This is a genomic window from Proteus sp. G2618 (genome assembly GCF_009915995.1).
Classification (GTDB): domain Bacteria; phylum Pseudomonadota; class Gammaproteobacteria; order Enterobacterales; family Enterobacteriaceae; genus Proteus; species Proteus terrae.
In genome coordinates, this window is record NZ_JAABNI010000014.1 from 324,764 (window position 1) to 351,154 (window position 26,391).

Here is a 26,391-nt window from a genome sequence, read left to right on the forward strand (position 1 = left end):
CAGTTATACCTCCGCCATTAAAGTCTAATTAAGTGAAAATCTAGAGACTAAAATTTATTAACATCATGACAGTCATAACATTGCGTTAACAAATCGTGTGATCTTTAAGCGAAATTCAATGTTATATGATATGTTTAATAAATAACCTTACCTATTTTGATAGTTTAAACATGCTGTCAGTATAAAAATAAGAAGGAGGAGCTATGTCGTTACGTTTGAAAAAAGAGAGCCATTCCACGCTCTTAGTCGGATCTCAAGAATATGAGTACTACCGTCTTTCAGAAGTTGCCCGCCAATTAGGCGATATTACCCGTCTTCCTAAATCTCTGAAGGTGTTACTAGAAAACTTAGTGCGTTATCTCGACAATGAAACTGTTGTTGAAGAGGACATTAAGGCGTTAGTTGAGTGGCAAAAAACAGCGCATGCATCACGTGAAATTGCTTATCGACCTGCAAGGGTGCTTATGCAAGATTTTACCGGTGTACCTGCGGTCGTTGATTTAGCCGCTATGCGTGAAGCAGTGAAATCTTTGGGTGGGCAAGTGGATAAAGTCAATCCATTATCACCTGTTGATTTAGTTATCGATCACTCAGTTATGGTTGATGAATATGCCAGTAAAAATGCGTTTGCTGAAAACGTGGAAATTGAAATGGAGCGTAACTATGAACGTTACCTTTTTTTACGTTGGGGACAGCAATCCTTTGAACGCTTTCGTGTCGTGCCACCAGGTACAGGAATTTGCCATCAGGTAAACCTTGAGTACTTAGGTAAAGCTATTTGGTCTGAAGTACAAAATGGACGTCATGTGGCTTATCCAGATACCTTAGTTGGCACGGATTCTCACACCACAATGATCAACGGTCTTGGTGTTTTAGGTTGGGGTGTAGGAGGCATTGAAGCGGAAGCCGCAATGTTAGGTCAACCTATCTCCATGCTCATTCCTGATGTTGTTGGCTTTAAATTGACAGGAAAATTACGTGAAGGGATCACCGCAACTGATCTAGTTTTAACCGTTACACAAATGTTACGCGCTCATGGTGTGGTGGGTAAATTTGTAGAATTCTACGGAGATGGCCTAGCGTCATTACCTTTAGCTGATCGTGCAACAATAGCGAATATGTCGCCAGAGTATGGTGCGACCTGTGGATTCTTCCCAATAGATGATATCACTCTTGATTATTTGCGTTTAACAGGTCGTGAAGAACAAGAGATTGCACTAGTTGAAGCTTATAGCAAAGAGCAGGGTTTATGGCGACATACAGGCGATGAACCTATCTTTACGTCAACATTATCGCTAGATATGGGAACCGTTGAAGCAAGCCTTGCTGGGCCTAAACGTCCTCAAGATAGAGTTAATCTACCGAGTGTACCAAAAGCATTTAAAGCGGCAGTAGAGCTTGAAACTAATAAGCAACTACTGTCACACTTTCCTCAAGTAAAAATTGATGATCATCCTGCGTTTGAATTAACTGATGGTGCTGTCGTTATTGCGGCGATCACATCATGTACTAATACATCAAACCCTAATGTTTTAATGGCCGCCGGATTACTGGCTAAAAATGCGGTAGAAAAAGGATTGCAGCGTAAACCTTGGGTTAAGTCTTCTTTGGCTCCAGGTTCTAAAGTGGTCACGGATTATCTTAATCTTGCAGGATTAACCCCTTATCTTGATGAGTTAGGATTTAACCTTGTGGGATATGGTTGCACAACATGTATTGGTAATTCAGGGCCTTTATTAGCACCGATTGAAAGTGCAATTAAGGATAATGATTTAACTATTGCGGCTGTATTATCTGGTAACCGTAACTTTGAAGGTCGAATTCATCCCTTAGTGAAAACCAACTGGTTAGCATCACCGCCTTTAGTGGTTGCTTATGCTTTATCAGGAAATATGAACATAGATCTTACTAAAGAGCCATTAGGTAAAGATAAACAGGGCAATCCCGTTTATTTAAAAGATATTTGGCCTGATAGTAAAGCGATTGCTGATGCTGTTGAGAAAGTTAAAACAGAAATGTTCCATAAAGAGTACTCCGCTGTGTTTGAAGGTGATGAGACATGGAAATCACTAAAAACACAAGATACACCTGTCTATGATTGGCAACCCGATTCTACCTATATTCGACATCCTCCTTTCTTTGAAGGAATGTCAAAAATACCAGCGCCAATTAAAGATATTCATCAAGCCAGTATTTTGGCTATTTTAGGTGATTCGGTGACAACTGATCATATCTCGCCTGCGGGTAATATTAAGGCGGATAGTCCAGCGGGACGTTATTTACGTGAACATGGTGTCGAGCCGAAAGATTTTAACTCTTATGGCTCAAGACGCGGTAATCATGAAGTCATGATGCGAGGTACATTTGCTAATATTCGCATTCGTAACGAAATGGTACCGGGAGTAGAAGGTGGTTTTACCAAACATATTCCAACGGGTGAAACACTGGCTATTTATGATGCCTCAATGCGTTATCAACAAGAAAATACGCCATTGGCGATTATTGCAGGTAGTGAATATGGTTCAGGCTCTAGCCGAGACTGGGCAGCGAAGGGGACGCGTTTATTAGGTGTGCGAGTCGTTATTGCAGGCTCTTTTGAACGTATTCATCGTTCTAACTTAATCGGTATGGGAGTTCTACCTTTAGAGTTTCCTAAAGGGGTAACTCGCCAAACATTGGGCTTAAAAGGTGATGAGAAAATTGAGATCACAGGGCTTAATGAATTAACACCGAGCCAAGATATAGCAGTTAATATTACTTTCGCAGATAATCACACTGAAACCATTATGGCGCGTTGCCGTATTGATACTCAAACTGAATTAGCCTATTTCCAACATGGTGGCATATTGCATTATGTTATTCGTAATATGCTTTAATTAGGTTTAGTTGTAATAAATATAACGCCTCATTATAAAAATAATGGGGCGTTATATTCCTCGTATAGATATCGTTTTAGATGATGCTTGGTATTTTGAAAGAAGATCTGATGCTAAATAGAGCTTCTATCACCAACCCTGAACCGCACCGCCGTTAAAAATGGTTTCGGCAGCGATGGCAACTTCGGGTGATTGGTAAGCCTTAATAAAATCCCGCACATTATCAGCGTCTTTATTATCTTCTCTTGTCACAATAATATTGGTGTAAGGCGAGTTTTTATCTTCAATAAAAATACTGTCTTTGGTTGGAGATAAATTAATTTGTTGGATGTAAGTTGTACTGATAATAGCGACAGTCACCTTAGGATCGTTTAAAACTCGTGGTAATTGTGCGCCTTCTAACTCCATAATTTTAAGCTTAAGCGGATTATCAATAATGTCGATAGCCGTAGGCAATAAACCACTGTTTGGTTTTAATGTAATCAGCTTTTCTTTATCTAATAACAGTAGTGCTCGACCTAAATTCGTGGGATCGTTAGGAACGGCAATGGTATCGCCTGATTTTAACTCCGAAGGATGCTTAATTTTTGTTGAATAGCCAGCCATAGGAAAAACAAAGGTATTACCAACAGCGACTAAATTGTAACCACGAGATTGATTATCTTGGGCAAGAAAAGGGCGATGTTGAAAAACATTGGCATCAAGCTCTTTATTTGCTGTGGGATCGTTAGGTAATAAAGAGCCACTGAAACTCACCAATTCAACCTCTAAGCCATATTTTTCTTTTGCGATTTTTTTTGCAATTTCAGCCACATCTTGTTCAGCACCATTAATTACACCAACTTTGATTGAATAGCTGGTTTTATCACTATTATCACAGCCAGTTAATAACGTTCCTGCTAATAATAATGCGCCGAAAATCCTACCAGAAAAATGTAATGGCATAATGCATTCCTATCAAAATTTATTTATTAATAAATAACTTAGAATAAGATAGATAGTCAATAAAATCGTATATGACAAATTTTCACATGATATAATTTAATGATGAAAAAACAGTAAAAAAGAACAAGATATAAGTAGAGAAAAATAGATAAAGAATGAATTTACAAGGTAATAGAATAAGAGGAGTAAATAAAAAATCCGAGTAACTCAGACTCGGATTTGAAAATAATTAATACTGTACTGTTGCTTGATTATTGCGCTTTCTTAAATAGAAGATGACCCATTTTATCGGCTTTAGTATCAAGATAATGCGCATTACTTGGATTACGTCCGACGATTAATGGCACTCGCTCGATAACATTAATGCCTGCGGCTTTCATGATTTCAATTTTCTTCGGATTATTAGTTAATAACCGAACTTCGTGAACACCTAATAGGTTATACATGTCAGCACAAAGGGTAAAATCGCGTTCGTCAGCTTTAAAACCTAACTCGAGGTTCGCTTCAACGGTATCTAATCCTTTATCTTGCAATGCATAAGCGCGTATTTTATTTAATAATCCAATATTTCGGCCTTCTTGGCGATGATAAAGTAATACGCCACGACCTGCTTTACTGATTTGTGAAAGCGCAGCTTCAAGCTGGAAACCACAATCACAACGTAGGCTAAATAAAGCATCACCCGTTAAGCACTCTGAATGAATACGAGATAATACGGGCTCAGAGCCTGAAATATCGCCGTAAACAAGGGCGACATGATCCTTTCCTGTTGCGATTTCTTCAAAACCAACCATTAAAAACTCACCAAAAGGAGTAGGTAGTTTTGCTTCTGCGATACGTCTTAATTTCATTATTTTTGACTCATAATTTCAGGTGAAACTCTCGTTCAAGATTATACACTTTATAACGAGAACAAAGAGAAATAAAACACTGAAATGCTTCCATGTCTGATAGGCAAGGAAATGGGGTAACACACACTTATAAATTCACACCATTACAAATTATCAGATTTTGCGCCTTCTTGCATAATGATTTATTGCTAAACTTGCATCGTTTATACTGATAATCTTTAGCTGTGAACGGAAGATAATATTTGTATTTAACAAGGGGCAATATATTGAATAAGCAAATAACAAAGTTAATTCTATTAGGCAGTATGTTGCTCTTAATCATACCGAGTGTTGTATTGGTATTGGGTTGGGAATGGCAACCTACCGACCATCCTTTAGGTGGTATAAGTACATTATGGATAGCAGATAGTGCAGCAAGGCCTTGGGGGGCTGTGACTATTATTACTTTCTTAACGTTGCTCTTTATGGTTTTAAAATTAAAGCGTAACCATTTTATTCAATTAGCCGTGATAATTATTGTTACATTGGCTATTGGACAATTAATTAAGGTTGCGGTTAAAAACACAGTAAAAGAGCCTCGTCCTTATGTTGTTTGGGTTAGTGAAAATTTGCACATTAGCTCTGAGGTTTTTTATCAAGTTTCAAGACCAGAGCGAGAACAATTACTTCAAAATGGGTTAGCCAACTCACCAGTGATCCCTGAATGGCAACTTAAACATTGGAAAGCTGAAACGGGTTATGCTTTTCCATCGGGTCATAGCTTATTTTCTGCCACACTCGCATTATTTGTTTTTGCTCTTTTTATGTTGCGTCGTCATTATTTTTTGGCGTCACTCGGGTTATTATGGGGAATTGATGTCACGGTAGGGCGTATTGTATTAGGAATGCACTGGGCATCTGATGTGATTGTCGGTATTCTTATCAGTACAGTGCTGGTTTGGTGTGCATTTAAGGTGATTGAGCGACGTTTATTGCTCAAACCCTGACGATAGCCCTTATTTTTTTAGATACAGAATGTCTTTTTCGATATTATGTGAAAAAATATACGAAAATCAGATGATTCTAAGAAATCACTTTCTTTGTGCGCAGTGAAAATGCTACCTTTATCTGTCTACTAAAGAAAAGAGAATAAAAAAGGAAATAATGTGAAAAAAGTCCTACTTTTTATTTTGGTTATTCTTGTTCTTGCCATTGTGGTGATTGCCATGACTTTAGGCACAAATAACGATCAGGTAGTCACATTTAATTACCTTATTGCTCAAGATGAATATCGTATTTCTACCTTGTTAGCGATCCTGTTTGGTGTGGGCTTTGTACTTGGCTGGATTGTAAGTGGTATTTTTTATCTACGTGCACGCTTATCATTAGGCCGAGCAAAACGTAAAATTAAACGTCTTGAAAGTGCTCAAACAAAACAAGAAAACCAAGAAAGTCGCCCAACGGTTGCTTCTGCTACGAAATAAGGACGATAGCTGATGCTAGAATTGCTGTTTCTGTTATTACCTGTCGCTGCGGCTTACGGCTGGTATATGGGGCGTCGTGGCGCTCAACAGGACAAACAGCAGAACGCCGATCGCCTGTCACGTGAGTATGTGGCGGGTGTTAACTTCTTACTTTCTGATCAACAAGATAAAGCGGTTGATCTTTTCCTCGAAATGCTTAAAGAAGATAGCTCCGCTTTTGAGGCCCATCTTACTTTAGGTAATCTTTTCCGCTCTCGTGGTGAAGTTGAACGAGCTATTCGTATCCACCAATCGTTAATGGAGAGTGCTGCACTTTCTTTTGATCAACGCCTACTTGCTGTTCAACAATTAGGTCGCGACTATGTGGCGGCAGGTGTTTACGATCGTGCTGAAAATATGTTTCAGCAACTTATTGATGAACAAGAATTTCGCCAAAGTGCGCTACAGTCTTTGCTTGCTATTTACCAGTTAACCAGTGATTGGGGGAAAGCGATAGAAACGGCTGAAAAATTGGTGAAGTTAGGTCAGCATGAATTAAAAGAACAAATTTCACATTTTTATTGTGAATTAGCACTTCAAGAAATGAGCAGTGATAATCTTGATAGTGCACTGAATTTGTTGCAAAAAGCAGGGCAAATGGATCCACTTTGTGCCCGTGTTTCAATTATGTATGGTCGTATCTATATTGCTCGTGATGATAAACAAAAAGCCATTGATGTTTTAATGAAAGTCATTGAGCAAGATAAAGAGATGGTCAGTGAAACCTTACCTATGCTTTTTGAATGTTTCCAATCTCAAGGCGATACTTCTCGTTGGGAAACTTATTTACGTCAATGTGTGGATAGTAATTGTGGTGCGATTGCTGAACTTTATCTTGCTGACATTATTGAAGCTAAAGAAGGTATTGAAGCGGCTCAGTTATACATTAATCGCCAATTAGAACGTCATCCAACCATGCGTCTGTTCTATCGTTTAATGCGTTACCACTTAGCTGAAGCGGAAGAAGGACGTGCCAAAGAGAGCCTTATCTTATTGCGTTATATGGTTGGTGAACAAATTCGCACAAAACCAGATTATCGTTGCCATAAATGTGGTTTTACCTCTCATGCATTATATTGGCATTGTCCATCCTGTCGTTCATGGGATACCGTTAAACCTATTCGCGGTTTAGATGGTCAGTGACGATGTCACTTTTTTAATAGTCTCTTTATAAATAAAGGCCCTAAAATGTCATTTCATTGTGATAAAAAATCGCCCGAGCTTACCTGCGCGCCCGTTATTGTGGCACTAGACTATGAAGACCAAAAAAGTGCATTAGATTTTGCACAACGTATCGATCCCTCATCTTGTCGTTTAAAAATTGGTAAAGAGATGTTTACCCGTTTTGGGCCTCAATTTGTGACTCAGTTACAAAAAGAAGGGTTTGATATTTTCTTAGATTTGAAATTCCATGATATTCCCAATACCGTTGCAAGAGCTGTCGTCGCCGCTGCTGATTTAGGTGTATGGATGGTCAATGTACATGCAAGTGGTGGAAGTCGTATGATGCGTGCTGCCAAAGAAAGCCTTACCGCCTTTGGTAAAGATGCACCTCTTTTAACGGCAGTGACAGTGCTTACCAGTATGGACCAATCTGATTTAATTGAATTGGGAATAACATTGACGCCCGCAGAACAAGCTGAACGTTTAGCGTTACTGACAAAATCTTGTGGTCTTGATGGCGTTGTCTGCTCTGCGCATGAAGCAACGCGTTTTAAACAAGTTTGTGGTGATGATTTCTTATTAGTCACTCCGGGTATTCGCCCAGTAGGAAGTGATGTTGGCGATCAGCGTCGCGTAATGACACCAGAGCAAGCTATTGCAGCCGGTGTTGATTATATGGTGATTGGTCGTCCTATCACGCGTAGTGATAACCCTCTTGAAACACTGCAACAAATTAATCGTTCTATACAAGGTATGTAATTTAACATGGATAATAACTCTCGTTTGGTTTATTCCACAGATGCGGGTCGCATTAAAGAAGAAGAGCAAAAGCCGATCCGTCCTACCGGTGATGGTATTGTGCGTATTCAGCGTCAAACTAGTGGACGTAAAGGCAAAGGTGTTTGCGTTGTTTCAGGTATCGATCTGGATGATGCAGAGTTAGCGAAACTGGCGGCCGAACTGAAGAAAAAATGTGGTTGTGGTGGCAGTGTAAAAGACGGCTTAATTGAGATCCAAGGCGATAAACGTGATTTAATTAAATCGCTATTAGAAGCCAAAGGAATGAAAGTTAAGCTCGCTGGTGGCTGATTTATTTAGCTATATAGCAACAAAATTAATCATAGTGCGCTGATTTTCCATTGAGATTAGCGCATTTTTTATTTTCATACTCTTTATTGTCACATAAGAGATGTCTTTTTAAAGGTATTTTATGAAAGCGTATTTGATGATTGTTGCACTGTTATATTCTTCTGCGCTTTTTGCAGAAAACAAGACTGAAAACATGGTTGTTCATGATAAATATTGCTCTTCGCTAGAGCAAACAATGGATGAGGTTTTTGAAAGTGGGGCGCTAACCTATTGTGTTTATGCTGGTTTTTCAATTGCAGATGCTTATAAAAAATATGTCAGTGAGCATGATGAGGATTATCTTGTAAAAACCATTAAGGTGAACAATAACATCCAAAAAGAATATACGAAAGATGATGTTGTTGTTGATTATAAATGGGAAAGCCCAAAGAAATTGATGATAGAACAACAGTTTTCAGGTGGCTTTACGGAGTTTTTGCTAGAAGAAGATAAGAAAGGCACTAAAATTACAATTACGGGACATCCGGATTAATAATCAGTCAAACAGAGAAGTCTATAAGCAAGATTATAGGTGACAATGTCACCTATTTTTTGTATTTCATTTTATTCTTTCTCATCTATTTTTAGATATTTCACCGGTACTGAAAGCGTTAACCAGACCCCATTATCAGCCTGATAAAACTCAAAACCTTCACTAAACATTTTTTCACTGTCCACAGTTAAAACAATAGCTTTTCCATGACGATCACCGACATTCACCGCTGTTTTATAATCTTGTGAAAGGTGAACATATTGACGACCATTAGGAATTAAACCTTGCTTAAAAATACTATCGATAAAGCGAGTTGCTGTACCGTGAAAAAGTATTTTAGGGGGAGTAATAGCTTGGTAATCAATTGTGGTTTTAAGCGAGTGGCCTTGAACTGCGCGAATAAAAAGCCCGTCTTCTGAGATAGCAAAACGCTTTTTATCATTGGTTTCTACAACGTCTTTAATTAATTCAAGGGTTAGCGCTGTTCCATTTTTCTGTGCTAAAGGGATTAATTTTGATATTTCTCCCCATCCTTGGTCATCTAATGTTAAACCGATACTTTCAGGGGCGTGACGTAAGATATAACTTAAAAAACGACTAATTTGTACTTTGTCTTTCATTGATTTAATCCATTTATTAACTATTAAATTTATAATGCAAGAGAAAATCCCCATGCAACATAAAAATATTTCCTTTCTTTTTAATGCTCTTTTTATCACTAATTTAAAAATGAGAGACATAAAAAAAGCTGATAGCTCAAAACGAGCTATCAGCCTTATTGTATATCGATTTAAGTCCTATTAGATAGGACGAGCTACGATATTACGAGTTTCTAGTTTTACATCTTCGATACGAACAGGAATGACATCATTGAGTTTATACGCGGTTTCGCCTTTCACAATGACAGTACCTGTCTCTTGGCTACATTGGATTTCATCACGTACAGCATGTAAGAATGGTGCAGGAATAAAGGCTACAGCACCATTTTCAACTAGGCGAACACGAACACCACCACGAGTAATATCGATAATTTCTGCATTAAATGGTGTTTCAGTGCCAGCAAAAGGTTTTAAGAAACGTGCATATAACCAATCACCCACATCACGTTCAGCCATTCGGTTAGCACGGCGACGCTCTGCAATACGAATGCCATCTTCTTCTTGCGGTTTTTCAGCGCTTTCTTTGCTGATAATCGCTTTGAGTAAACGGTGATTTAAAATATCACTGTATTTACGAATTGGTGATGTCCATGTCGCATAGGCTTCTAACCCCAAGCCAAAGTGAGGGCCTGGCTCTGCTTTGATTTCAGCAAAGTTCTGGAAGCGACGAATACGGCTATCAAGGAATTGATTTGGCTGATTATCAAGTTCACGACGCAATTGGCAGAAACCTTCAAGCGTTAACAAACTTTCAGATGTCGTTTCAATACCGTTATCTTTTAAGGTTTGTACGACTTGATCGATATAAAGTGGATCAAAGCCTGTATGAACGTTGTAAACGCCAAAGCCTAAGTTTTTCGCCAGCACTTTTGCAGCACAGATATTGGCGGTGATCATCGCTTCTTCAACAATGCGGTTTGCGATACGGCGTTTTTCTGCCACGATATCTAAAACATTGCCGCCTTCGTCAAGAATAAAACGGTAATCAGGACGTTCTTTAAAGACCAGAGCATGTTTTTCACGCCATTCATGACGTTTTTCACACATCTCTTTTAATAATATTACTTGCTCATGAACCATTTCATTTTCAGGTTGCCATTGTGAGTTTTCACTTTCTAACCAATCTGAAATGTTGTCATAAACCAGCTTAGCTTTTGATTCTACCCATGCAGAGTAAAAGTGAATATCTTCAAGCAGAGCGCCATCTTCAGTGATGCTGACTTGGCAAACTAATGCAGGGCGTTTTTCATTGGGACGTAATGAACAAATGTTATCTGACAATTCGCGAGGTAGCATCGGGATATTAAAGCCCGGTAGATAATTAGTCAGCGCACGTTGTGCTGCAATCTTATCTAATTCACTATTTGGCAGGATATAAGCTGTTGGATCGGCGATTGCGATAAATAGCGTTAATTGACCGTTCTCTTCTTTACGAATAAAGAGCGCGTCATCCATATCTTCTGTTGATGCACTATCAATAGTGACAAAGGATAGAGAAGTCAGGTCTTCACGAGGCAAAGTATCATGTAATGTCAGCGCTTCGTTACCCATTTCAGGCGCATCACGTTCAAGTTGATGACGCATTAAGGTTACCCACCAAGGTGCAAAGTGATCATCTTTATCCGTGATATAGTCGGTTATTTCTGCCTGAAAACCTTTATCACCTTTATTAAGAGGATGACGACGCATTACAGCAACGGCCCAATCTTGATCAACAAAGCTATGCGTTAAACCTTGGGCAGGACGGCAAGGAATAGTATCTTTTAAAAGAGGGTGGTCTGGAATTATCCACAGACGGTTATCACCTTCTTTTTTCTGAATACGGCCGACAAAACGCGTTAAGAAAGGTTCGACTAATTCTTCGGGTTCAACCGACTCTTTATCGCCGTTTGTATGAACGGCTGCAATAACTCGGTCGCCGTGCATCACTTTTTTCATTTGCGGAGGGGGAATAAAATAGCTTTTCTGACCATCAACTTCAAGGAAGCCAAAGCCTTTATCTGTTCCCTTTACAAGGCCTTCCACGCGCGGTGTCTGGGCATGGAGTTGCTGTTTTAGCTGTGCAAGCAGCGGATTGTCTTGAAACATATTTTTCCGGAAAGTCGGCAGTTTTAATAATAAAAAGTGGGCAATAGTTTTATTCGATTGTGTGTAGTGACGCAAGCAATATTGCATCAGAAAAACAGACAAATCGGCAAAAAATTATTCAGGATCTGTTTTTTCTTTAAATTCACAAAGATCTTCAATAATACAAGAGCCACACCGTGGTTTTCGTGCAATACAGGTATAACGACCATGAAGAATAAGCCAATGGTGGCAATCAACTTTAAATTCGGCTGGAACAACCTTTAACAGTTTTTGTTCGACTTCATTGACATTTTTACCCGGGGCGAAACCTGTGCGATTACTCACTCTAAAGATATGCGTATCGACAGCGATTGTTGGCCAACCAAATGCTGTGTTTAAAACGACATTTGCTGTTTTACGACCGACGCCGGGTAAGGCTTCTAGGGCTTCTCTGTTTTCAGGAACTTCGCTGTTATATTTATCGACTAAGATTTGGCACGTCTTAATCACATTTTCAGCTTTAGTATTATATAGACCAATGGTTTTAATGTATTTCTTAAGACCATCGACGCCTAAAGTTAGTATCGCCTGCGGTGTATTGGCAACAGGGTAAAGCTTAGCTGTTGCCTTATTAACACTCACATCGGTGGCTTGTGCAGAGAGTAATACGGAGATCAATAGTTCAAACGGAGAGTCAAATTTTAGCTCTGTCGTTGGTTGCGGATTGTCATCACGCAACCGAGTTAGAATTTCAATACGTTTTGCTTGATTCATTATGCTCACAAATTAATTTTTAACGATATGACTACCACAGCCTTGTTCTTTTTCGTAAGTTTTAGTTGTCGAAGCGCTGCGCTTTTTCTGTCTTTCATCAATTAGGTATTTTGCTGCTAACATAAAGCCTAAGCCGATAAAAGCACCTGGTGGCAAAATAGCAAGTAAGAAGGGTGAGTCTAAATGCACTATCTCAACTCTTAATACTTGAGCCCATTCACCTAATAGTAAATCAGCCCCGTCAAATAATGTACCGTTACCTAATACTTCACGTATGGCACCTAAAACAAAGAGTGCCGCAGTTGCACCTAATCCCATCGCTAGACCATCAATAGCAGAAGGAAAAACTTCATTCTTAGCCGCAAAAGCTTCAGCACGACCAATAACAATACAGTTAGTGACGATCAATGGAATGAAGATCCCTAAAGATTGATATAAGCCATAGGCGTATGCGTTGATCAGTAATTGCACAGCACTGACGACTGACGCAATTATCATAACATAAATTGGGATACGAATTTCAGAAGGAACCCAACGACGTAAGCTAGAAACGGCCACATTTGTGCAAAATAGGACTAATGTTGTCGCAAGACCTAAGCCTAAGGCGTTTGTTGCTGTTGAGGAAACCGCCAGTAAAGGGCACAACCCAAGTAATTGCACTAAAGCTGAGTTATTTTTCCATAACCCTTGAGAAAAGAGCTCTTTAATTGAGTTCATATTAATTTGCCTCACAGACAGAGAGTGTATCCAGTTTCTCTGGTAAAGATTGTATTAACCACGCAGTACGCTTTGATGAGTTGACGACAGCACGAGGGGTGATCGTCGCACCCGTAAATTGATCAAAATCGCCACCATCTTTTTTTACTGCCCAGTGCGGATCGTTTTCACTGGAAATGAATCTATTACTCAGTGTTGTGATCCAATCCGAAATGCGTGTTTCAATTTTATCACCTAGCCCCGGTGTTTCATTATGAGCAGTAACACGCACACCAAGGACATTCCCTTTAAAGTCAGCACCTACAAGAAGCTCAATGGCGCCTGAATATCCATCGGGTGCAGTAGATTCTAACGCGGCAGCAACAGGTTTACCGTCTAAACGGGCAACATACAGTTTATGGGGCTTGGTATTACCTAATTCTGGTGCTGTAAGAAGATAACAATCTTCAGAAAGCGAATTGTTATACATCGCTTTGGGGATCACTTGATCCAATAATTTTTGTTTCTCTAAGGCAACTTGCTCTGCAATGGTATCTGCAGTGAGGTGATAGACCACGGCAGTTAAGCCTGTAGTACAAGCAGCAAAGATAGCTAATGTGAGTCCATGGCGTTTTAAGATTTCGATCATCATTTTCTCCTTAGCATTAATGTCCGTAAACACGAGGGCGTGTATAGCTATCAATAAGAGGTACAGCGATATTGGCAAGTAATACAGAGAAAGCAACGGCATCTGGATACCCGCCATAAACACGGATAACCCAAACTAATAAACCAATTATTCCTGCATAGATTAAACGACCTTTAGGTGTTGTTGAGGCGCTAACCGGATCAGTGGCAATAAAAAATGCCCCTAGCATGGTCGCTCCAGAGAAAATTTGTAATAGTGGTTGTGAGTAACGTGTAGGATCAATGCCCCAGCTAATAACCGAGCATAGTGCTAATACAGAAATCATCGCAACAGGGATATGCCAGCTAATAATACGTTTATAAAGCAAAATTAATCCACCAGCTAAATAAGCTACATTCACCCATTGCCAGCCAATACCCGCAAATTCACCTTGTAAAATAGGTGTCGCTAACACTTCATCAATTGAGTGAGTTAATAAGCCCGTTTTAAAACTATCAAGAGGCGTTGCTTGTGTAATACCATCAACAGAGCGTCTTAAATCTTCAAGTGTTAAGCCAGATGATGTATGTCCCGTAAAGAAGATACTTAAACTATCCATTACATTGTAAGAGACAGTTTGTAATTCAACTGGTGGCATCCATGATGTCATTTGTACTGGGAATGAGATAAGTAAAACCACATAACCCACCATTGCTGGATTAAATGGATTTTGTCCTAAGCCACCATAAATATGTTTTGCGATAACAATGGCAACAAAAGTACCTAAGACAATGATCCACCACGGTGCTAGAGGTGGAATACTAATGGCGAGTAATACGCCTGTTAGTAGCGCTGAGTTGTCTTTCAGATACAATAAAGGGTCTTCTTTTTTGAGTTTTACGCAGAGTGTTTCAGTCACAAGCGCTACGATAATCGCTAACACAATTTGATAAATGGTTCCTAGGCCAAAAAAATAGATCTGGCTTAAGATCCCTGGTAGTGTTGCTAATGTTACCCATAGCATAACTTGGCTGGTGGACTGTTGATTATGCGTAAAAGGTGAACTCGCAATTTTTAATTTACTATTGTTATTTTGTATTGGTCTGAATTTCATCTGTGATTAATCCAAGGTAACTTCTTCTTTAGCTCGACGTTGTTCGGCTTCTTTTTTCGCTTTTACTCTGGCAATAGCGGCAGCGACAGCAGCTTTGCGTGGGTCGGATTCTTCCGCTTCAACATTTTGCGTAGGCGTTTCATCAATTGTTGTTTTTGCCTGAGCTTCTTTCTTTGCTTTTACTCTGGCAATAGCGGCAGCGACAGCAGCTTTGCGTGGGTCGGATTCTTCTGTTTCAGCATTTTGAACAGGAGCTTCTACAGTTGAAGATGTCTCAGAAGCTTGCTGTGCTTTTTTAGCTTTAGCTCTGGCAATAGCGGCAGCAACGGCGGCTTTGCGTGGGTCGACTTCTTCTGTTTCAGCATTTTGAACAGGAGCTTCTACAGTTGAAGATGTCTCAGAAGCTTGCTGTGCTTTTTTAGCTTTAGCTCTGGCAATAGCGGCAGCAACGGCGGCTTTGCGTGGGTCGACTTCTTCTGTTTCAGCATTTTGAACAGGAGCTTCTACAGTTGAAGATGTTTCAGAAGCTTGTTGTGCTTTTTTAGCTTTAACACGCGCTAATGCAGCAGCAACGGCGGCTTTACGTGGATCAGCATCTTCGCTTTCACTCGCTATATTCTCACTCGAGGCTTCTAGTGCTTTTTGCTGTGCTAATTTAGCAGCTTGTTTTGCTCTTACTTCCTCTTTACGTTTTTTACGTGCAGCAATAGCGGCTGTATTATCTGGCTCTTCACCCGCTTTAACAGAAATAATTTTGCCAATACTTTGTTTTGCTTTTACGCGAGAAAGTGCAGATTGAACTTCACCGTGCTCTTCATCATCAAGTTTAACTACGGCACGTTGATGTCTGGCTTCACGTTCCAGTTTTTCGCGTTCCATACGTATTTTTTTCGCTTCAAAACGTGCTTTTGCCTCAGCCGCGCGTTTTGCTTCTGCATCAATTTCACGTATTTCTGCTTTTTCTTGGCGATAGTATTGAACTAACGGGATATTACTAGGGCAAACAAACGCACAAGCACCGCATTCAATACAATCAAATAAATTATGTTGTTGCGCTTTCTCATGCTCTTTACCTTTACTAAACCAGTAAAGTTGTTGAGGTAATAAACCACTAGGACAAGCATCAACACAATGACCACAACGGATACAGGCTTCTTCAAGGTTATCTGTATCCATCTCTTCGACTGAAGGAATCAGTAGGCAGTTGGTTATCTTAACAACAGGGGCATTTAAGTCTGGTAAGGTAAATCCCATTAATGGCCCTCCCATAATTACCATCTGCTCAGAGCCTGCAACAAAACCAGCTTGTTTTAGTAATGAATAAATAGGTGTGCCTAAACGAGCCCAAAAGTTACCCGGTGTTTTAGCGCCATTACCTGTGACTGTGACAACACGTTCAATTAATGGCTCATCATCAATAATGGCACGTTTGATGGCAACAACCGTACCTACGTTTTGCATCAAGACGCCAATATCAGACGAACGTCCTCCTGATGGGACTTCTTTACCGGTTAAGATCTTAGTCAGTTGTTTAGCACCACCTGATGGGTATTTAGTTGGGATGACACGAATGAAAATACGCTTCTCATCAGGTACAGCACTTAAAGCGTGTTTTAATGACTCAATGGCTTCAGGCTTATTATCTTCAATACCAATTAACACTTCATCAGGAGAGAGAAGGTGAATTAAGATCTGACATCCAGCAATCACTTCATCAGCATGTTCTTGCATTAAGCGATCGTCTGCTGTGATATATGGTTCACACTCAGCTGCATTGATGATGAGTGTTTTAACGAGGTCACCACCACCTTTTAATTTTGATGCAGTTGGGAATCCCGCACCGCCTAATCCTGCAATACCAGCTTCATGGATACGGTTAAGTAATGTATCTCTACTTTCTAATTGATAATCGATGATAGGGGATTTTTTTCGCCATTCATCTTTACCATCAGATTGAATTCTTACTGCAATTTCAGGTAATCCAGAAGGATGAGTACTTGGAAAAGGTTCTATTGTTGTAACTGTACCAGAGATAGATGCATGAACAGGTAATGTTCTACCAATCCCTTTTGTTAACGGTTGGCCTTTTAAGACATGCTCACCTACGCTGACACAAAGTTGCCCCGGTACACCTAAGTGCTGATGAATAGGAATAATCACTTCATCTGGTAATTGTGCGATACGCATTGGTGTACGACTGGACTGTAATTTCATTTCAGGAGGATGAATGCCGCCTTTAAAATCCCAGATTTTATCTTTTTTAAATAGTGAAAAGAGATTAAACATGAGCGTTATCCTCCGTCTTTAATGACGGTTCATCTTCAGGTGTTTCTTCTGGCTCTGCTGGAATGTTTTTTACAGGGATTGTATTTAAATCCCATTTCCAATTTGAGGTTGTGACTTTGACAGGAACCAAAGTTATACAATCAGTAGGGCAAGGAGGCACACATAAGTCACATCCAGTACATAAGTCTTCAATAACGGTGTGCATAGCACGTGTGGCACCCACAATGGCATCAACGGGGCACGCTTGAATACACTTAGTACATCCTATGCAATTATCTTCATCAATTAAGGCGACTTTTCTAATTGGATTTAATGCTTCTTCGTCACCATCAAGTGGTTGAGGATCAACACCCATCAATTCAGCTATTTTTAACATCACTTGTTCGCCACCCGGTGCACAACGGTTAATCATCTCACCATTATTTGCGACTGCATCTGCATAAGGACGACACCCAGGATGACCACATTGTCCGCATTGGCTTTGCGGTAATATTGCGTCAATTTTTTCGACAATAGGATCTTCTTCCACTTTAAAGCGGCGTGCGGAATATCCCAAAATTAGCCCAAAGATAAGACCTAGCGCACCAAGTACGCCAATTGCTATCCATAAAGAATTCATTACAGTTTCACCAAACCACTAAAACCCATAAAGGCGAGAGACATTAAACCCGCGGTAATTAAACCAATTGAAGCACCTTTAAATGGTGCGGGTACATTGGCGACGGCTAAGCGTTCTCTAATTGCAGCAAATAATACCATTACAAGAGAAAAACCGACGGCTGCACCAAAACCATAAACGGCAGATTGCATAAATGTGTGAGCTTGATTGATATTTAATAATGCCACACCTAATACAGCGCAGTTTGTAGTGATTAAAGGCAAGAAGATCCCTAATAAACGATAGAGTGTCGGGCTTGTTTTTCTTACGACCATTTCAGTGAATTGTACAACTACTGCAATAACTAAAATAAAGCTCAGTGTGCGTAAATAAAGTAAGTCCAAAGGAACTAAAATAAAATTATCCATCAGCCAAGAACTAATCGAGGCGAGAGTCATAACAAAGGTTGTCGCAAATCCCATACCAATAGCGGTTTCTAATTTTTTTGATACACCCATAAATGGGCATAAACCAAGGAATTTGACGAGTACAAAGTTATTCACCAATACGGTGCCGACGAATAGAAGCAAGTAATCAGTCATTGTTATGCCAAAATTGTTAAACAGAGAAACAAAAAGCCTCCTGAAATAAAGAGGCTAAACAAGCGTATATAATATCAAGGGTAAAGGGGTGAAGTTATCGAACTTGTGTGAAAGTTTCACGAACACGTTTAGAGTACTTGATATAAGGCACAAAGCAGACAGTCGAGAAAACAGACCATAGAAGGGATTGTAATGCTGTTTGGTCGTCAACAGGTGCAAAACCAAAACTCTTGATTGCTAATAGTAAGTTGATAAGCAACCAAAAAATAAATAGACGCGGAAAGTTTTTAGCACGATAAAAAAATTGTCTTAGTAGATAAAGCGTAAAACTAAACATCACCCATGTTGTTAACGCGGAGAGATACCAACTTGAGATCAAATGAAAAGGAAGCTGGTGTAGGATCGAAAAGTCTGAAAAATATTTAATAATATACAAAACAGACATCAACCCAGAACCAATCACTGACAAGATCATATAAGCCAATGGCGCAAGCAGCCACCCTGTAATAGGCGCTTTTCCTGAAAGGTTATTCTGCGTGTTTGCTTTGAGATCAAATTTCATTAATTAATTATTCCTACTCGTATGTATAGAACTAAACAGGATATTATCACAAACTTTGTTATTATTTATTTAGCTACAAAAGTGAAAGTGATTTTTGTTAATAAAAAAGCATATAAAAATAGGATAGGGTTATGGCAATTAAACTCAATGTTGGGATTATCGGATATGGTTATGCAAGTAAAACCTTTCATGCTCCGCTAATAACAACAACCGAAGGTTTAAATCTTAGTGCAATTTCAAGCTCTGATGAAAATAAAGTTAAACAAGATTTTCCTCACATTACCGTTTATGCAGACCCTCAAGCACTTATTAATGATCCCTCAATAGACTTAATCATTATTCCAACGCCGAATAATACTCACTATTCACTGGCTTCACAGGCTCTAGAAAAAGGTAAACATGTTATTGTTGATAAACCGTTTACACTGACACTGGAAGAAGCTGAAAAATTAACTCAGCAAGCAACAGATGCCGGTAAACTCCTTTCTGTTTTTCATAATCGTCGTTGGGATTCCGGTTTCTTAACCGTTAAAAAACTTTTAGCGGATAAAACACTCGGCGATATCAATGCATATGAAGCGCATTTTGATCGTTTCCGTCCAACAGTGCGTCAACGTTGGCGAGAAGATGCAGGAATTGGCGGTGGACTTTGGTACGATCTCGCGCCTCATGTTCTTGACCAAGCGATTTGCCTATTTGGTGAACCTAAAGCAATTACTGCAGATATTGCTCAATTACGTCCTAATGCAAAAAATGCCGATTACTTTCATGCATTACTAGAATATGACAATCTTAGAGTCGTTCTTCATGCATCTATGTTAGTTGCGTCTCCAACACCTATTTTTGCTATTCATGGGACAAAAGGCAGTTATGTTAAATATGGTCTAGATACCCAAGAAGATGCCTTAAAAGCCGGTTATCTCCCTAATCAAACTTATAATTGGGGAATGGATAGTTTAGATGGTGAGTTAACAACATTGTCAGAGTCTGGTGAGTTAGAGACAACCAAACTCACTACACTTTCTGGTGATTATCCCGCTTACTATCAACAAATTTATCGTGCAATTACATTGGGTGAAGAAAATCCTGTTACGCCAATACAAGCAACAGCCATTATGCGTTTGATTGAAGCTGGCGAAATTTCTAATCGTTTAAAACAAACTATTACGCTATAAGCAAAAGGGAGCGTTAAATCTAATGTCTTGGTGGCAAAAACTAAAACTTGATCCTTTTCTCATGATTATGATTTGTGTGGTGACGCTAGCAACCCTACTACCCGCACAAGGCGATATTAAAGTCCTGTTCCAATATCTTACGACCGGAGCGATAGCACTGCTGTTCTTCTTGCATGGTGCCAAACTTTCTAGAGAGGCGATATTGGCAGGGCTTGGGCATTGGCGTTTACATCTTACGGTATTTGCTAGTACCTTTATTCTTTTTCCTATTTTGGGGCTAGGATTACAAGTTATTGTGCCTGAATGGATGTCACCAACAGTCTATATGGGTTTTTTATATCTTTGTGCGTTACCTGCAACGGTTCAATCTGCCATTGCCTTTACTTCTGTGGCTGGGGGAAATGTAGCTGCTGCTATTTGTAGTGCATCTGCATCCAGTATTCTTGGTGTTTTTCTTTCGCCGGTATTAGTCGGTTTTTTAATGCAAACACAAGGCTCTGCGGATGATTTCGACACGGCAGGGGCTATTCAATCAATCTTACTGCAACTGATGGTACCTTTTATTATTGGTCATTTATCACGACCTTTAATTGGCCGTTGGGTTGATAAACATAAAAAATTAGTTAATAGAACGGATCGCTCTTCTATTTTGCTGGTGGTTTATGTTGCGTTTAGTGAGGCTGTTGTTGAAGGGATTTGGCATAAAATTGATGGTTGGTCGCTACTAACGATTGCAGTAGTGAGCTGTATTTTGTTAGCGATTGTCATTTTCGTGAACGTATACAGTGCTAGACTGCTTGGTTTTAATAAAGAAGATGAAATCACTATTGTTTTTTGTGGTTCTAAAAAGAGCTTAGCAAATGGTGTACCTATGGCGAATGTGTTATTTCCTGCAGCGACTGTTGGGGTAATGTTATTACCACTAATGATATTCCATCAGATCCAATTAATGGTTTGTGCTGTGTTAGCACAGCGCTACGCTAATCAATCTAAAGAAGCTGAAAAGAAATAACGTATTTAAGCTGGTGGGTAATCAATAATATTAATTAAATATTGATAATTACATAAATAAGAAAAAGCATCGACTTAGTTTTTATCGGTGCTTTTTTTATTTGTTATAAGGGGCATCATTCTTGTTATGGTCACTATTTTCTTTTTTATCTGTTAATGAAGGTTGTTGAGATTTAAAGGGAAGAGGTAAGCCGAATACAAGATAAATTAAGAAAACAAAACCCATATTTAAATAATCAGATTTATTATTTTTCACATCAACTTTTAATTCACAATCGATGGGTTCTAACTGGTCGTTAATATTATATTTTCCTTGGTAAAGTTCATTAAGAATTGCTTGCGCTTGCTCAAATTCTTTATAGTTAACCAGTAGTTTTACGCCACCAGTAGCTTGAGCATACACTTGGTTATTCCAAACAATATTTTCATCTAAAAGAATAGCATCAATACCTTCTGACTGAAGAAAGCCTGCTTCAATAGAGGCATCAAGTGGTGATAGATACTGTGCTAATAATCTATATTGACCTCTTGTCGGATGAATATTCCACATAGATTTTCCTTAATAATAAGTAACCCCTTGAAAATTAATTTTAGTCTAAGAATTATTAAGAATTCCATCTATTTTCAATAAATATAAAAAAACCATCTGATTAACAGATGGTTTTAATCAAAAAGCTATATAAAATATTAACGTGAGCTGACTTTCTTAATTAATGCGTCACGCTCTGCTTGGCTAATAAATGCCATTTTTAAGCCATTAATCTGAGTCTGGCGGATTTGCTCAGGCGTTAATCCAGCAGCCGGTGCAGCAACGGTATATTCGTGTTTTAGCTCAATACCTTCAACCGCAGGATCATCGGTATTAAGAGAGGCGATAATGCCATGCTCTAAAAATATTTTTAAAGGATGCTCTGCTAACGAATTGATAGTACTGGTTTGAATGTTCGATGTTAAGCAAGACTCAATCCCAATTTGATGTTCTGCGAGATAGTCCATTAAACGTGGATCTTCAATAGCTTTAACACCATGACCAATACGACTTGCCCCTAATTCTTTAATCGCATGCCAAATGCTTTCTGCACCCGCAGCTTCACCTGCGTGAACAGTAATATTCCAGCCAGTGTCACGGGCACGATTAAAATGAGGTTGGAATAAATGACCAGGGAAACCTAATTCATCACCCGCTAAATCAAGTGCAGTAATTTTATCTTGATGTTTTAGCAAGCCATTGAGTTCTTGTTGGCAGGCGTTTTCACCAAAGGTACGGCTTAAAATACCGATTAAACGAATGTCTACATCGTGAGATTGCAATGCACTCTGTACGCCATCAACAATAGCTTCCACTACACCTTCGACAGGAAGTTGATGTTTCATTGCCATATAGTAAGGAGAAAAACGCAGTTCAGCGTAATCAATACCCGCATTCACCACATCTACCACGTTTTCATAAGCAACACGGCGACATGCATCTAAGTCGGCTAAAACCGCCACACCCCAATCCAATTTTTGTAAAAAGCTAACAAGACTTGGCTCATTCTTTGTGATTTGCACATGAGGGCGCAATGCTTCTAATTCATAAGCTGGTAGCGCAATATTATGCTGTTTTGCTAACTCTAGAATTGTTTGAGGACGGATATTACCATCTAAATGGCGATGTAAATCGGTTAAAGGCAACTGTGTGTCAATCACGTGTTATTTTCCTTTTAATAGAAATAATGAAAATCTATCGTTTATAGTGATTTTCTTATAATCGGTAAGTTATAAAATAGTTGCGGGTTATTATGACTTATTTTTATTTTATTCACTAACAAATAAACATAAATTGGTTATTTCTGAAGCTAAAAATGACTATTTTTCTCAATTTCAAGTTAAAAAGTAAAAAATGAAAAATAGGGCTGCCTATTTATTAGCTACAATATTCAATGTAATTGACGCGTATTATCAAACTAACTGATACATTGGTTTTTTATCTAAAAATAGGGCTGTCATTACAATTGAAATATTCTATCAATTGTTTTGATAGGTTGCTCAGGGATAAACGAACAGAAAAAATAGCCAAGATATTAATTTTTCATTTGGTTATTCAATAAATTACCTATTTTGTGTGTTTTTTTAATTTTATTAGCTAAAGTATTTAAGATGTTTTTCATAAAAGCATAATATTAAAATTTAGTTATATTTAAATTTATTCAGTTTTATATAAAATAAAAAATAAAACATCTGTATTATTAAATAAGTAATAAAGGAAAAGAAATTAAAGCCATAATGCTTCTTCGTTAAATATAACTATTTAATTGAATGGAGTCATTACATTATGACTTTTTAATGCTAATTTATTATTTAAATTTAAGGCTAATAATTATGAATGATAATTCTGATTTAAATATTGAAAAAAGAAATAATAAAATTAAAAATTTGTTGGCTTCAACCTTACTTCCTCCTTCATCAGAAAATAATCTTACTTATGGTTCTCAAGTCGTTACTGGCGATGGTGCGATTGCATTGGATTTGGTTGTTGTTATTGATACAAGTGGTTCAATGTCTGATGAATCTTCGGATTTGAGTAAAGAAGTTGATGCAGCAATACAAGAAGCGTCAGAAAAATGCCCATCAAAACTTCGGGTCACATTTTTAGGTATAGAAGGCACATGGGATGACACTAAATTTGATCAATCAGCCAGTGATTATTTAAAAGCATTGGGTGTTCCTGAAAATCGTTTACAGGCAAGAAAGCCGTTTAAAGAGGCTGACGGTCGTGATCATGCGGGTAATAAAGAGGATTTATGTCGTGCTGTGATTGATTTAAGTAAGCACTTTGATTGGCGTGATGGTGCGCGTCGTGCCATTTTTGTGTTGGGCGATGAAGGTATGGAAGGTGGCGGAGGTGTTCTTACTAATGCTGCTGTGATAAAAAATAATGAAGCGATAGCTGTTGCTCAGCACGAGAAAGTTAAAGTGTACACCTACCAAGGTACACCTGACGATAGAATGACTAATTTAGATCGTTTCCCAAGTATTGCTGATAGAGACAGTATTACAAAAGAGTATGTACGCTTAGCGAAGCAAACAGGAGGGCGTTCTTATATCTACACAACAGGTATCGCTAAGTTTTCATTAGTATTGCAAGAGATCCTCTGTGATAGCTTAACTCCGCCTAATATTCCTAAACCCCAGGAGAAAGAGACCAATTGCAAGCATGTCTGTGAGCAATTAACCTCTATTATCTCAACAGTAAATACGCTTGCTGGAATAATTAACAAAACCATTGATTCATGTTGTAAAGATGAATGGAAAAATCATCATACTCCCGCTAAAGATTGTGATTGTTAATTAAGCGGTAATATAAAAAACACCCCAGTGCTATTTACAATGGGGTGTTCTATTTAAGGTTCTAATAGAAATTTAATTATTGAGCTTATTCTGGTTGTTGCTCAGGAATTAAGATTTCTTGTTCTTCGATGATAGCAGGATCTTCAGTCATTTCTTCTTGATAACCATCTTCTGAATAATCAGAGTCATCGTAATCGTAAGATGATGCGCCCATACCGAATAACATTGCAGCTAAACCTAACATTTGAGGAGCTTGAGTGACATCCATAAACTCATCAAAAGTGTAGGTTTTACCATTCATGGTAAATTTATCAGCAGCATAGTTCAGTTTCATGCTTAATGCATTACCGTCTTGTGCAAGTAACATCAGTGGTAATGCATCTTTCTCATCTTGAGAGATTTGATTGATATTTTGTTGTAATTCAGTTTTTAACTGCTCAACGTCAGCAGCTGTTGCTACTTCGATTTCTTTTTTCTCAGCATCGGTTAATGCGGTTTCTTGGTAACGAGCCGCGTCAAGATATTGAGTGGTGTTACGGAATTCAGCTAACATTGGAAGAGATAAATCAATATTGAAATCAATGTTTTTAAACAGATAGTTAAATAACTCTGCTGGTGATTTCTCTTGGTTTTCTAAAACTTTAACGTTAAAAGCATTTAAATCTAAGTTAAAGGTTAACTTACTTGCGCCGCTTTTATTAGTTAAAGAAGCTTCATCGATACGGAAAACTAAGCCTTTCTCCAGAACATCACGAACGGCTTGTTCAACCATTTCTGAATTATCAAAATGGTTTTTATTCCATGGTAACAATGAGTTGTTATAAACTTTAGTTAATAACAACATCGCATCAGGATCAGCTTTATCAATAGAATAGCCGAATTTACCTGCACCAAATTCGAGCCCCGCAACATTCAGTGACTTAAAGTAATAAGTTTGAGAGATATTAAAGAGCTTATCTTTGATATCACTTTTTGTTGTAAGAGAAACATCTTTCAGTGAGAAATCAGATGCTTTGTCTTTGCTGGTATGCGCAATTTCAGAAAAACTTAATAACTGTTCATTAAATAGGTATTGATCGTTATTAACTTTTGTTCCAGCAATAGCACCTGAAATATTCTTGATTGTGAAGGTTTCTTCACCATCTTTAGTCACAACAACTTGATCACCTTTAATTTTGGTTGAAAAGTTTGTTGCATTTTTATCTGATGAGAACTCAACAGTTAATGGTGTTGTTTTAACTGTGCCACCATTTTCAGCAAAATCGATAGGATTTAATGTTGCATCACCAGATACAGAGCCATCGAAAGCTAAAGAGGTGTGAACGTTAAAAAGAGATTTTTCTTTAGTTAGCTTGAATAAATCTTTTGTTGTGTTGTTATTAACCAACGTATTATTCATTGCTGCTAATTTTGGTGCCAAATTAAATTTAGCCAGATCAGAAAGAGGGAATGGACCGTGGTCAATATCAGTAGAGAAGACAACTTCTTCTACTTTTTTCTCTTGGTCTGCATCACTAGCATCTTGTGAAATCACGACAGCAAAGTCTGCATTAGAGGTGAAAACCCCTTTCTTATAGTCACGAATTTCAAGTTTAACATCAGCACCAAACTGTGCATTTTTAGCAAGTTGTGCCAATTGGACATTAGCTAGTTTCGTTTCTTCCTGTAAGCGACTTTCAATTTTACTGCCCATGTACCACGACGCACCAGTCCAAACAACACCTAGTGCGACGATAACACCAACAGCGACAAGCGATTTCTTCATAATTCTAGTTCATCCTCTGTGTACATCTGGCGATGTACGTTATAAAGGCTGTTTTGTAACCCTTAAACAACCCGATAAATTGGTGATAAATTTTACTAAATTTAAATATAGATAATCCACATATATACATCGCCATCTATATTAACCGTAAATATAGATTTAGTG

25 protein-coding genes are annotated in these 26,391 nt (G+C 38.5%); 10 read left to right on the forward strand and 15 right to left on the reverse strand.

From position 1 onward, the window contains the following. Positions 1-203: 203 nt before the first annotated feature. Positions 204-2,876 (forward strand): aconitate hydratase AcnA, encoded by a 2,673-nt coding sequence (acnA, locus tag GWJ01_RS07010; protein WP_161710885.1) that lies wholly within the window; start codon positions 204-206, stop codon positions 2,874-2,876. A gap of 129 nt (positions 2,877-3,005) precedes the next feature. Here the strand turns inward: acnA and GWJ01_RS07015 are convergent, their stop codons facing one another. Further along, entirely contained in the window at positions 3,006-3,821 is an 816-nt protein-coding gene (locus tag GWJ01_RS07015; RefSeq protein ID WP_161710886.1) for a MetQ/NlpA family lipoprotein, read from the reverse strand. Between the two features lie 251 nt (positions 3,822-4,072). Next, on the reverse strand, positions 4,073-4,672 hold the full coding sequence (gene ribA / locus GWJ01_RS07020) for a GTP cyclohydrolase II (protein WP_075672080.1): 600 nt from the start codon (positions 4,670-4,672) through the stop codon (positions 4,073-4,075). Positions 4,673-4,938: 266 nt separating this feature from the next. Between ribA and pgpB the strand changes: the two genes are divergently transcribed. From pgpB to GWJ01_RS07050, 6 genes are all read left to right on the forward strand, one after another. Next, complete coding sequence (gene pgpB, locus GWJ01_RS07025; protein ID WP_161710887.1) at positions 4,939-5,658, forward strand: phosphatidylglycerophosphatase B; 720 nt, start codon at positions 4,939-4,941, stop codon at positions 5,656-5,658. Between the two features lie 159 nt (positions 5,659-5,817). Further along, positions 5,818-6,135 carry a LapA family protein gene (locus tag GWJ01_RS07030; RefSeq protein WP_109394339.1) on the forward strand — a complete coding sequence of 106 codons (318 nt, stop codon included), beginning with the start codon at positions 5,818-5,820 and terminating at the stop codon, positions 6,133-6,135. Positions 6,136-6,147: 12 nt separating this feature from the next. Continuing rightward, a complete protein-coding gene (gene lapB, locus GWJ01_RS07035; protein WP_098942984.1) occupies positions 6,148-7,317 on the forward strand; it encodes a lipopolysaccharide assembly protein LapB in 1,170 nt (389 codons plus the stop codon). A 45-nt stretch (positions 7,318-7,362) separates the two neighbouring features. Further along, positions 7,363-8,097 (forward strand): orotidine-5'-phosphate decarboxylase, encoded by a 735-nt coding sequence (gene pyrF, locus GWJ01_RS07040; RefSeq protein WP_109402912.1) that lies wholly within the window; start codon positions 7,363-7,365, stop codon positions 8,095-8,097. Between the two features lie 6 nt (positions 8,098-8,103). After that, positions 8,104-8,427: a stress response translation initiation inhibitor YciH gene (yciH, locus tag GWJ01_RS07045; RefSeq protein WP_109402913.1), complete on the forward strand. Its 324-nt coding sequence runs from the start codon at positions 8,104-8,106 to the stop codon at positions 8,425-8,427. A 121-nt stretch (positions 8,428-8,548) separates the two neighbouring features. Continuing rightward, positions 8,549-8,959 (forward strand): hypothetical protein, encoded by a 411-nt coding sequence (locus GWJ01_RS07050; RefSeq protein ID WP_161710888.1) that lies wholly within the window; start codon positions 8,549-8,551, stop codon positions 8,957-8,959. A 71-nt stretch (positions 8,960-9,030) separates the two neighbouring features. Here GWJ01_RS07050 and GWJ01_RS07055 read toward each other — a convergent pair whose 3' ends face one another. The 10 genes from GWJ01_RS07055 to GWJ01_RS07100 form a co-directional block, all read right to left on the reverse strand. Continuing rightward, complete coding sequence (locus GWJ01_RS07055; RefSeq protein WP_109394353.1) at positions 9,031-9,579, reverse strand: RNA 2'-phosphotransferase; 549 nt, start codon at positions 9,577-9,579, stop codon at positions 9,031-9,033. A gap of 180 nt (positions 9,580-9,759) precedes the next feature. After that, positions 9,760-11,706 (reverse strand): exoribonuclease II, encoded by a 1,947-nt coding sequence (locus GWJ01_RS07060; RefSeq protein WP_109394343.1) that lies wholly within the window; start codon positions 11,704-11,706, stop codon positions 9,760-9,762. A 114-nt stretch (positions 11,707-11,820) separates the two neighbouring features. Continuing rightward, positions 11,821-12,459: an endonuclease III gene (gene nth, locus GWJ01_RS07065; RefSeq protein ID WP_161710889.1), complete on the reverse strand. Its 639-nt coding sequence runs from the start codon at positions 12,457-12,459 to the stop codon at positions 11,821-11,823. A 12-nt stretch (positions 12,460-12,471) separates the two neighbouring features. Further along, a complete protein-coding gene (locus GWJ01_RS07070) occupies positions 12,472-13,176 on the reverse strand; it encodes an electron transport complex subunit E (protein WP_099075325.1) in 705 nt (234 codons plus the stop codon). A gap of 1 nt (position 13,177) precedes the next feature. Continuing rightward, complete coding sequence (gene rsxG / locus GWJ01_RS07075) at positions 13,178-13,804, reverse strand: electron transport complex subunit RsxG (protein WP_109402915.1); 627 nt, start codon at positions 13,802-13,804, stop codon at positions 13,178-13,180. A 16-nt stretch (positions 13,805-13,820) separates the two neighbouring features. Further along, entirely contained in the window at positions 13,821-14,897 is a 1,077-nt protein-coding gene (gene rsxD, locus GWJ01_RS07080) for an electron transport complex subunit RsxD (protein ID WP_109402916.1), read from the reverse strand. A 6-nt stretch (positions 14,898-14,903) separates the two neighbouring features. Beyond that, positions 14,904-17,183, reverse strand: coding sequence for an electron transport complex subunit RsxC (gene rsxC / locus GWJ01_RS07085; RefSeq protein ID WP_161710890.1), 2,280 nt, complete (start codon positions 17,181-17,183; stop codon positions 14,904-14,906). Continuing rightward, positions 17,176-17,802, reverse strand: coding sequence for an electron transport complex subunit RsxB (gene rsxB / locus GWJ01_RS07090; protein ID WP_006536931.1), 627 nt, complete (start codon positions 17,800-17,802; stop codon positions 17,176-17,178). The genes rsxC and rsxB overlap by 8 nt, the downstream gene beginning before the upstream one ends. Then, positions 17,802-18,383 carry an electron transport complex subunit RsxA gene (gene rsxA / locus GWJ01_RS07095; protein WP_006536930.1) on the reverse strand — a complete coding sequence of 194 codons (582 nt, stop codon included), beginning with the start codon at positions 18,381-18,383 and terminating at the stop codon, positions 17,802-17,804. The genes rsxB and rsxA overlap by 1 nt, the downstream gene beginning before the upstream one ends. Positions 18,384-18,477: 94 nt before the next feature. Continuing rightward, a complete protein-coding gene (locus GWJ01_RS07100; RefSeq protein WP_088495674.1) occupies positions 18,478-18,945 on the reverse strand; it encodes a DUF2569 domain-containing protein in 468 nt (155 codons plus the stop codon). Positions 18,946-19,076: 131 nt separating this feature from the next. Between GWJ01_RS07100 and GWJ01_RS07105 the strand changes: the two genes are divergently transcribed. Next, positions 19,077-20,120, forward strand: coding sequence for an oxidoreductase (locus tag GWJ01_RS07105; RefSeq protein ID WP_109402935.1), 1,044 nt, complete (start codon positions 19,077-19,079; stop codon positions 20,118-20,120). A 22-nt stretch (positions 20,121-20,142) separates the two neighbouring features. Continuing rightward, positions 20,143-21,132 carry a bile acid:sodium symporter family protein gene (locus GWJ01_RS07110; RefSeq protein ID WP_161710891.1) on the forward strand — a complete coding sequence of 330 codons (990 nt, stop codon included), beginning with the start codon at positions 20,143-20,145 and terminating at the stop codon, positions 21,130-21,132. Positions 21,133-21,228: 96 nt separating this feature from the next. Here the strand turns inward: GWJ01_RS07110 and GWJ01_RS07115 are convergent, their stop codons facing one another. Together GWJ01_RS07115 and add are read right to left on the reverse strand one after the other, a co-directional pair. Next, positions 21,229-21,681, reverse strand: a complete 453-nt coding sequence (locus GWJ01_RS07115) for a hypothetical protein (RefSeq protein WP_193528613.1) — start codon at positions 21,679-21,681, stop codon at positions 21,229-21,231. Between the two features lie 137 nt (positions 21,682-21,818). Further along, positions 21,819-22,820: an adenosine deaminase gene (gene add / locus GWJ01_RS07120; RefSeq protein WP_109402933.1), complete on the reverse strand. Its 1,002-nt coding sequence runs from the start codon at positions 22,818-22,820 to the stop codon at positions 21,819-21,821. Between the two features lie 672 nt (positions 22,821-23,492). Here add and GWJ01_RS07125 point away from each other — a divergent pair. Further along, the gene (locus GWJ01_RS07125; RefSeq protein ID WP_109402932.1) at positions 23,493-24,461 is read left to right on the forward strand and encodes a hypothetical protein; all 969 of its coding nucleotides are present in this window, start codon (positions 23,493-23,495) and stop codon (positions 24,459-24,461) included. A gap of 85 nt (positions 24,462-24,546) precedes the next feature. Here the strand turns inward: GWJ01_RS07125 and GWJ01_RS07130 are convergent, their stop codons facing one another. Then, complete coding sequence (locus tag GWJ01_RS07130; protein ID WP_161710892.1) at positions 24,547-26,226, reverse strand: YdgA family protein; 1,680 nt, start codon at positions 26,224-26,226, stop codon at positions 24,547-24,549. Between the last annotated feature and the right edge of the window lie 165 nt (positions 26,227-26,391).

What these genes read in the sequence shown, in the direction of transcription:
- GWJ01_RS07015 (WP_161710886.1), bottom strand. Translation starts at nt 3,821, where the DNA reads ATGCCATTACATTTTTCTGGTAGGATTTTCGGCGCATTATTATTAGCA.
- lapB (WP_098942984.1), top strand. Translation starts at nt 6,148, where the DNA reads ATGCTAGAATTGCTGTTTCTGTTATTACCTGTCGCTGCGGCTTACGGC.
- GWJ01_RS07060 (WP_109394343.1), bottom strand. Translation starts at nt 11,706, where the DNA reads ATGTTTCAAGACAATCCGCTGCTTGCACAGCTAAAACAGCAACTCCAT.
- GWJ01_RS07125 (WP_109402932.1), top strand. Translation starts at nt 23,493, where the DNA reads ATGAATGATAATTCTGATTTAAATATTGAAAAAAGAAATAATAAAATT.
- yciH (WP_109402913.1), top strand. Translation starts at nt 8,104, where the DNA reads ATGGATAATAACTCTCGTTTGGTTTATTCCACAGATGCGGGTCGCATT.
- rsxD (WP_109402916.1), bottom strand. Translation starts at nt 14,897, where the DNA reads ATGAAATTCAGACCAATACAAAATAACAATAGTAAATTAAAAATTGCG.
- GWJ01_RS07055 (WP_109394353.1), bottom strand. Translation starts at nt 9,579, where the DNA reads ATGAAAGACAAAGTACAAATTAGTCGTTTTTTAAGTTATATCTTACGT.
- rsxB (WP_006536931.1), bottom strand. Translation starts at nt 17,802, where the DNA reads ATGAATTCTTTATGGATAGCAATTGGCGTACTTGGTGCGCTAGGTCTT.
- GWJ01_RS07110 (WP_161710891.1), top strand. Translation starts at nt 20,143, where the DNA reads ATGTCTTGGTGGCAAAAACTAAAACTTGATCCTTTTCTCATGATTATG.
- pyrF (WP_109402912.1), top strand. Translation starts at nt 7,363, where the DNA reads ATGTCATTTCATTGTGATAAAAAATCGCCCGAGCTTACCTGCGCGCCC.
- GWJ01_RS07100 (WP_088495674.1), bottom strand. Translation starts at nt 18,945, where the DNA reads ATGAAATTTGATCTCAAAGCAAACACGCAGAATAACCTTTCAGGAAAA.
- GWJ01_RS07130 (WP_161710892.1), bottom strand. Translation starts at nt 26,226, where the DNA reads ATGAAGAAATCGCTTGTCGCTGTTGGTGTTATCGTCGCACTAGGTGTT.
- rsxA (WP_006536930.1), bottom strand. Translation starts at nt 18,383, where the DNA reads ATGACTGATTACTTGCTTCTATTCGTCGGCACCGTATTGGTGAATAAC.
- GWJ01_RS07070 (WP_099075325.1), bottom strand. Translation starts at nt 13,176, where the DNA reads ATGAACTCAATTAAAGAGCTCTTTTCTCAAGGGTTATGGAAAAATAAC.
- ribA (WP_075672080.1), bottom strand. Translation starts at nt 4,672, where the DNA reads ATGAAATTAAGACGTATCGCAGAAGCAAAACTACCTACTCCTTTTGGT.
- GWJ01_RS07115 (WP_193528613.1), bottom strand. Translation starts at nt 21,681, where the DNA reads ATGTGGAATATTCATCCGACAAGAGGTCAATATAGATTATTAGCACAG.
- nth (WP_161710889.1), bottom strand. Translation starts at nt 12,459, where the DNA reads ATGAATCAAGCAAAACGTATTGAAATTCTAACTCGGTTGCGTGATGAC.
- GWJ01_RS07050 (WP_161710888.1), top strand. Translation starts at nt 8,549, where the DNA reads ATGAAAGCGTATTTGATGATTGTTGCACTGTTATATTCTTCTGCGCTT.
- rsxG (WP_109402915.1), bottom strand. Translation starts at nt 13,804, where the DNA reads ATGATCGAAATCTTAAAACGCCATGGACTCACATTAGCTATCTTTGCT.
- GWJ01_RS07105 (WP_109402935.1), top strand. Translation starts at nt 19,077, where the DNA reads ATGGCAATTAAACTCAATGTTGGGATTATCGGATATGGTTATGCAAGT.
- rsxC (WP_161710890.1), bottom strand. Translation starts at nt 17,183, where the DNA reads ATGTTTAATCTCTTTTCACTATTTAAAAAAGATAAAATCTGGGATTTT.
- acnA (WP_161710885.1), top strand. Translation starts at nt 204, where the DNA reads ATGTCGTTACGTTTGAAAAAAGAGAGCCATTCCACGCTCTTAGTCGGA.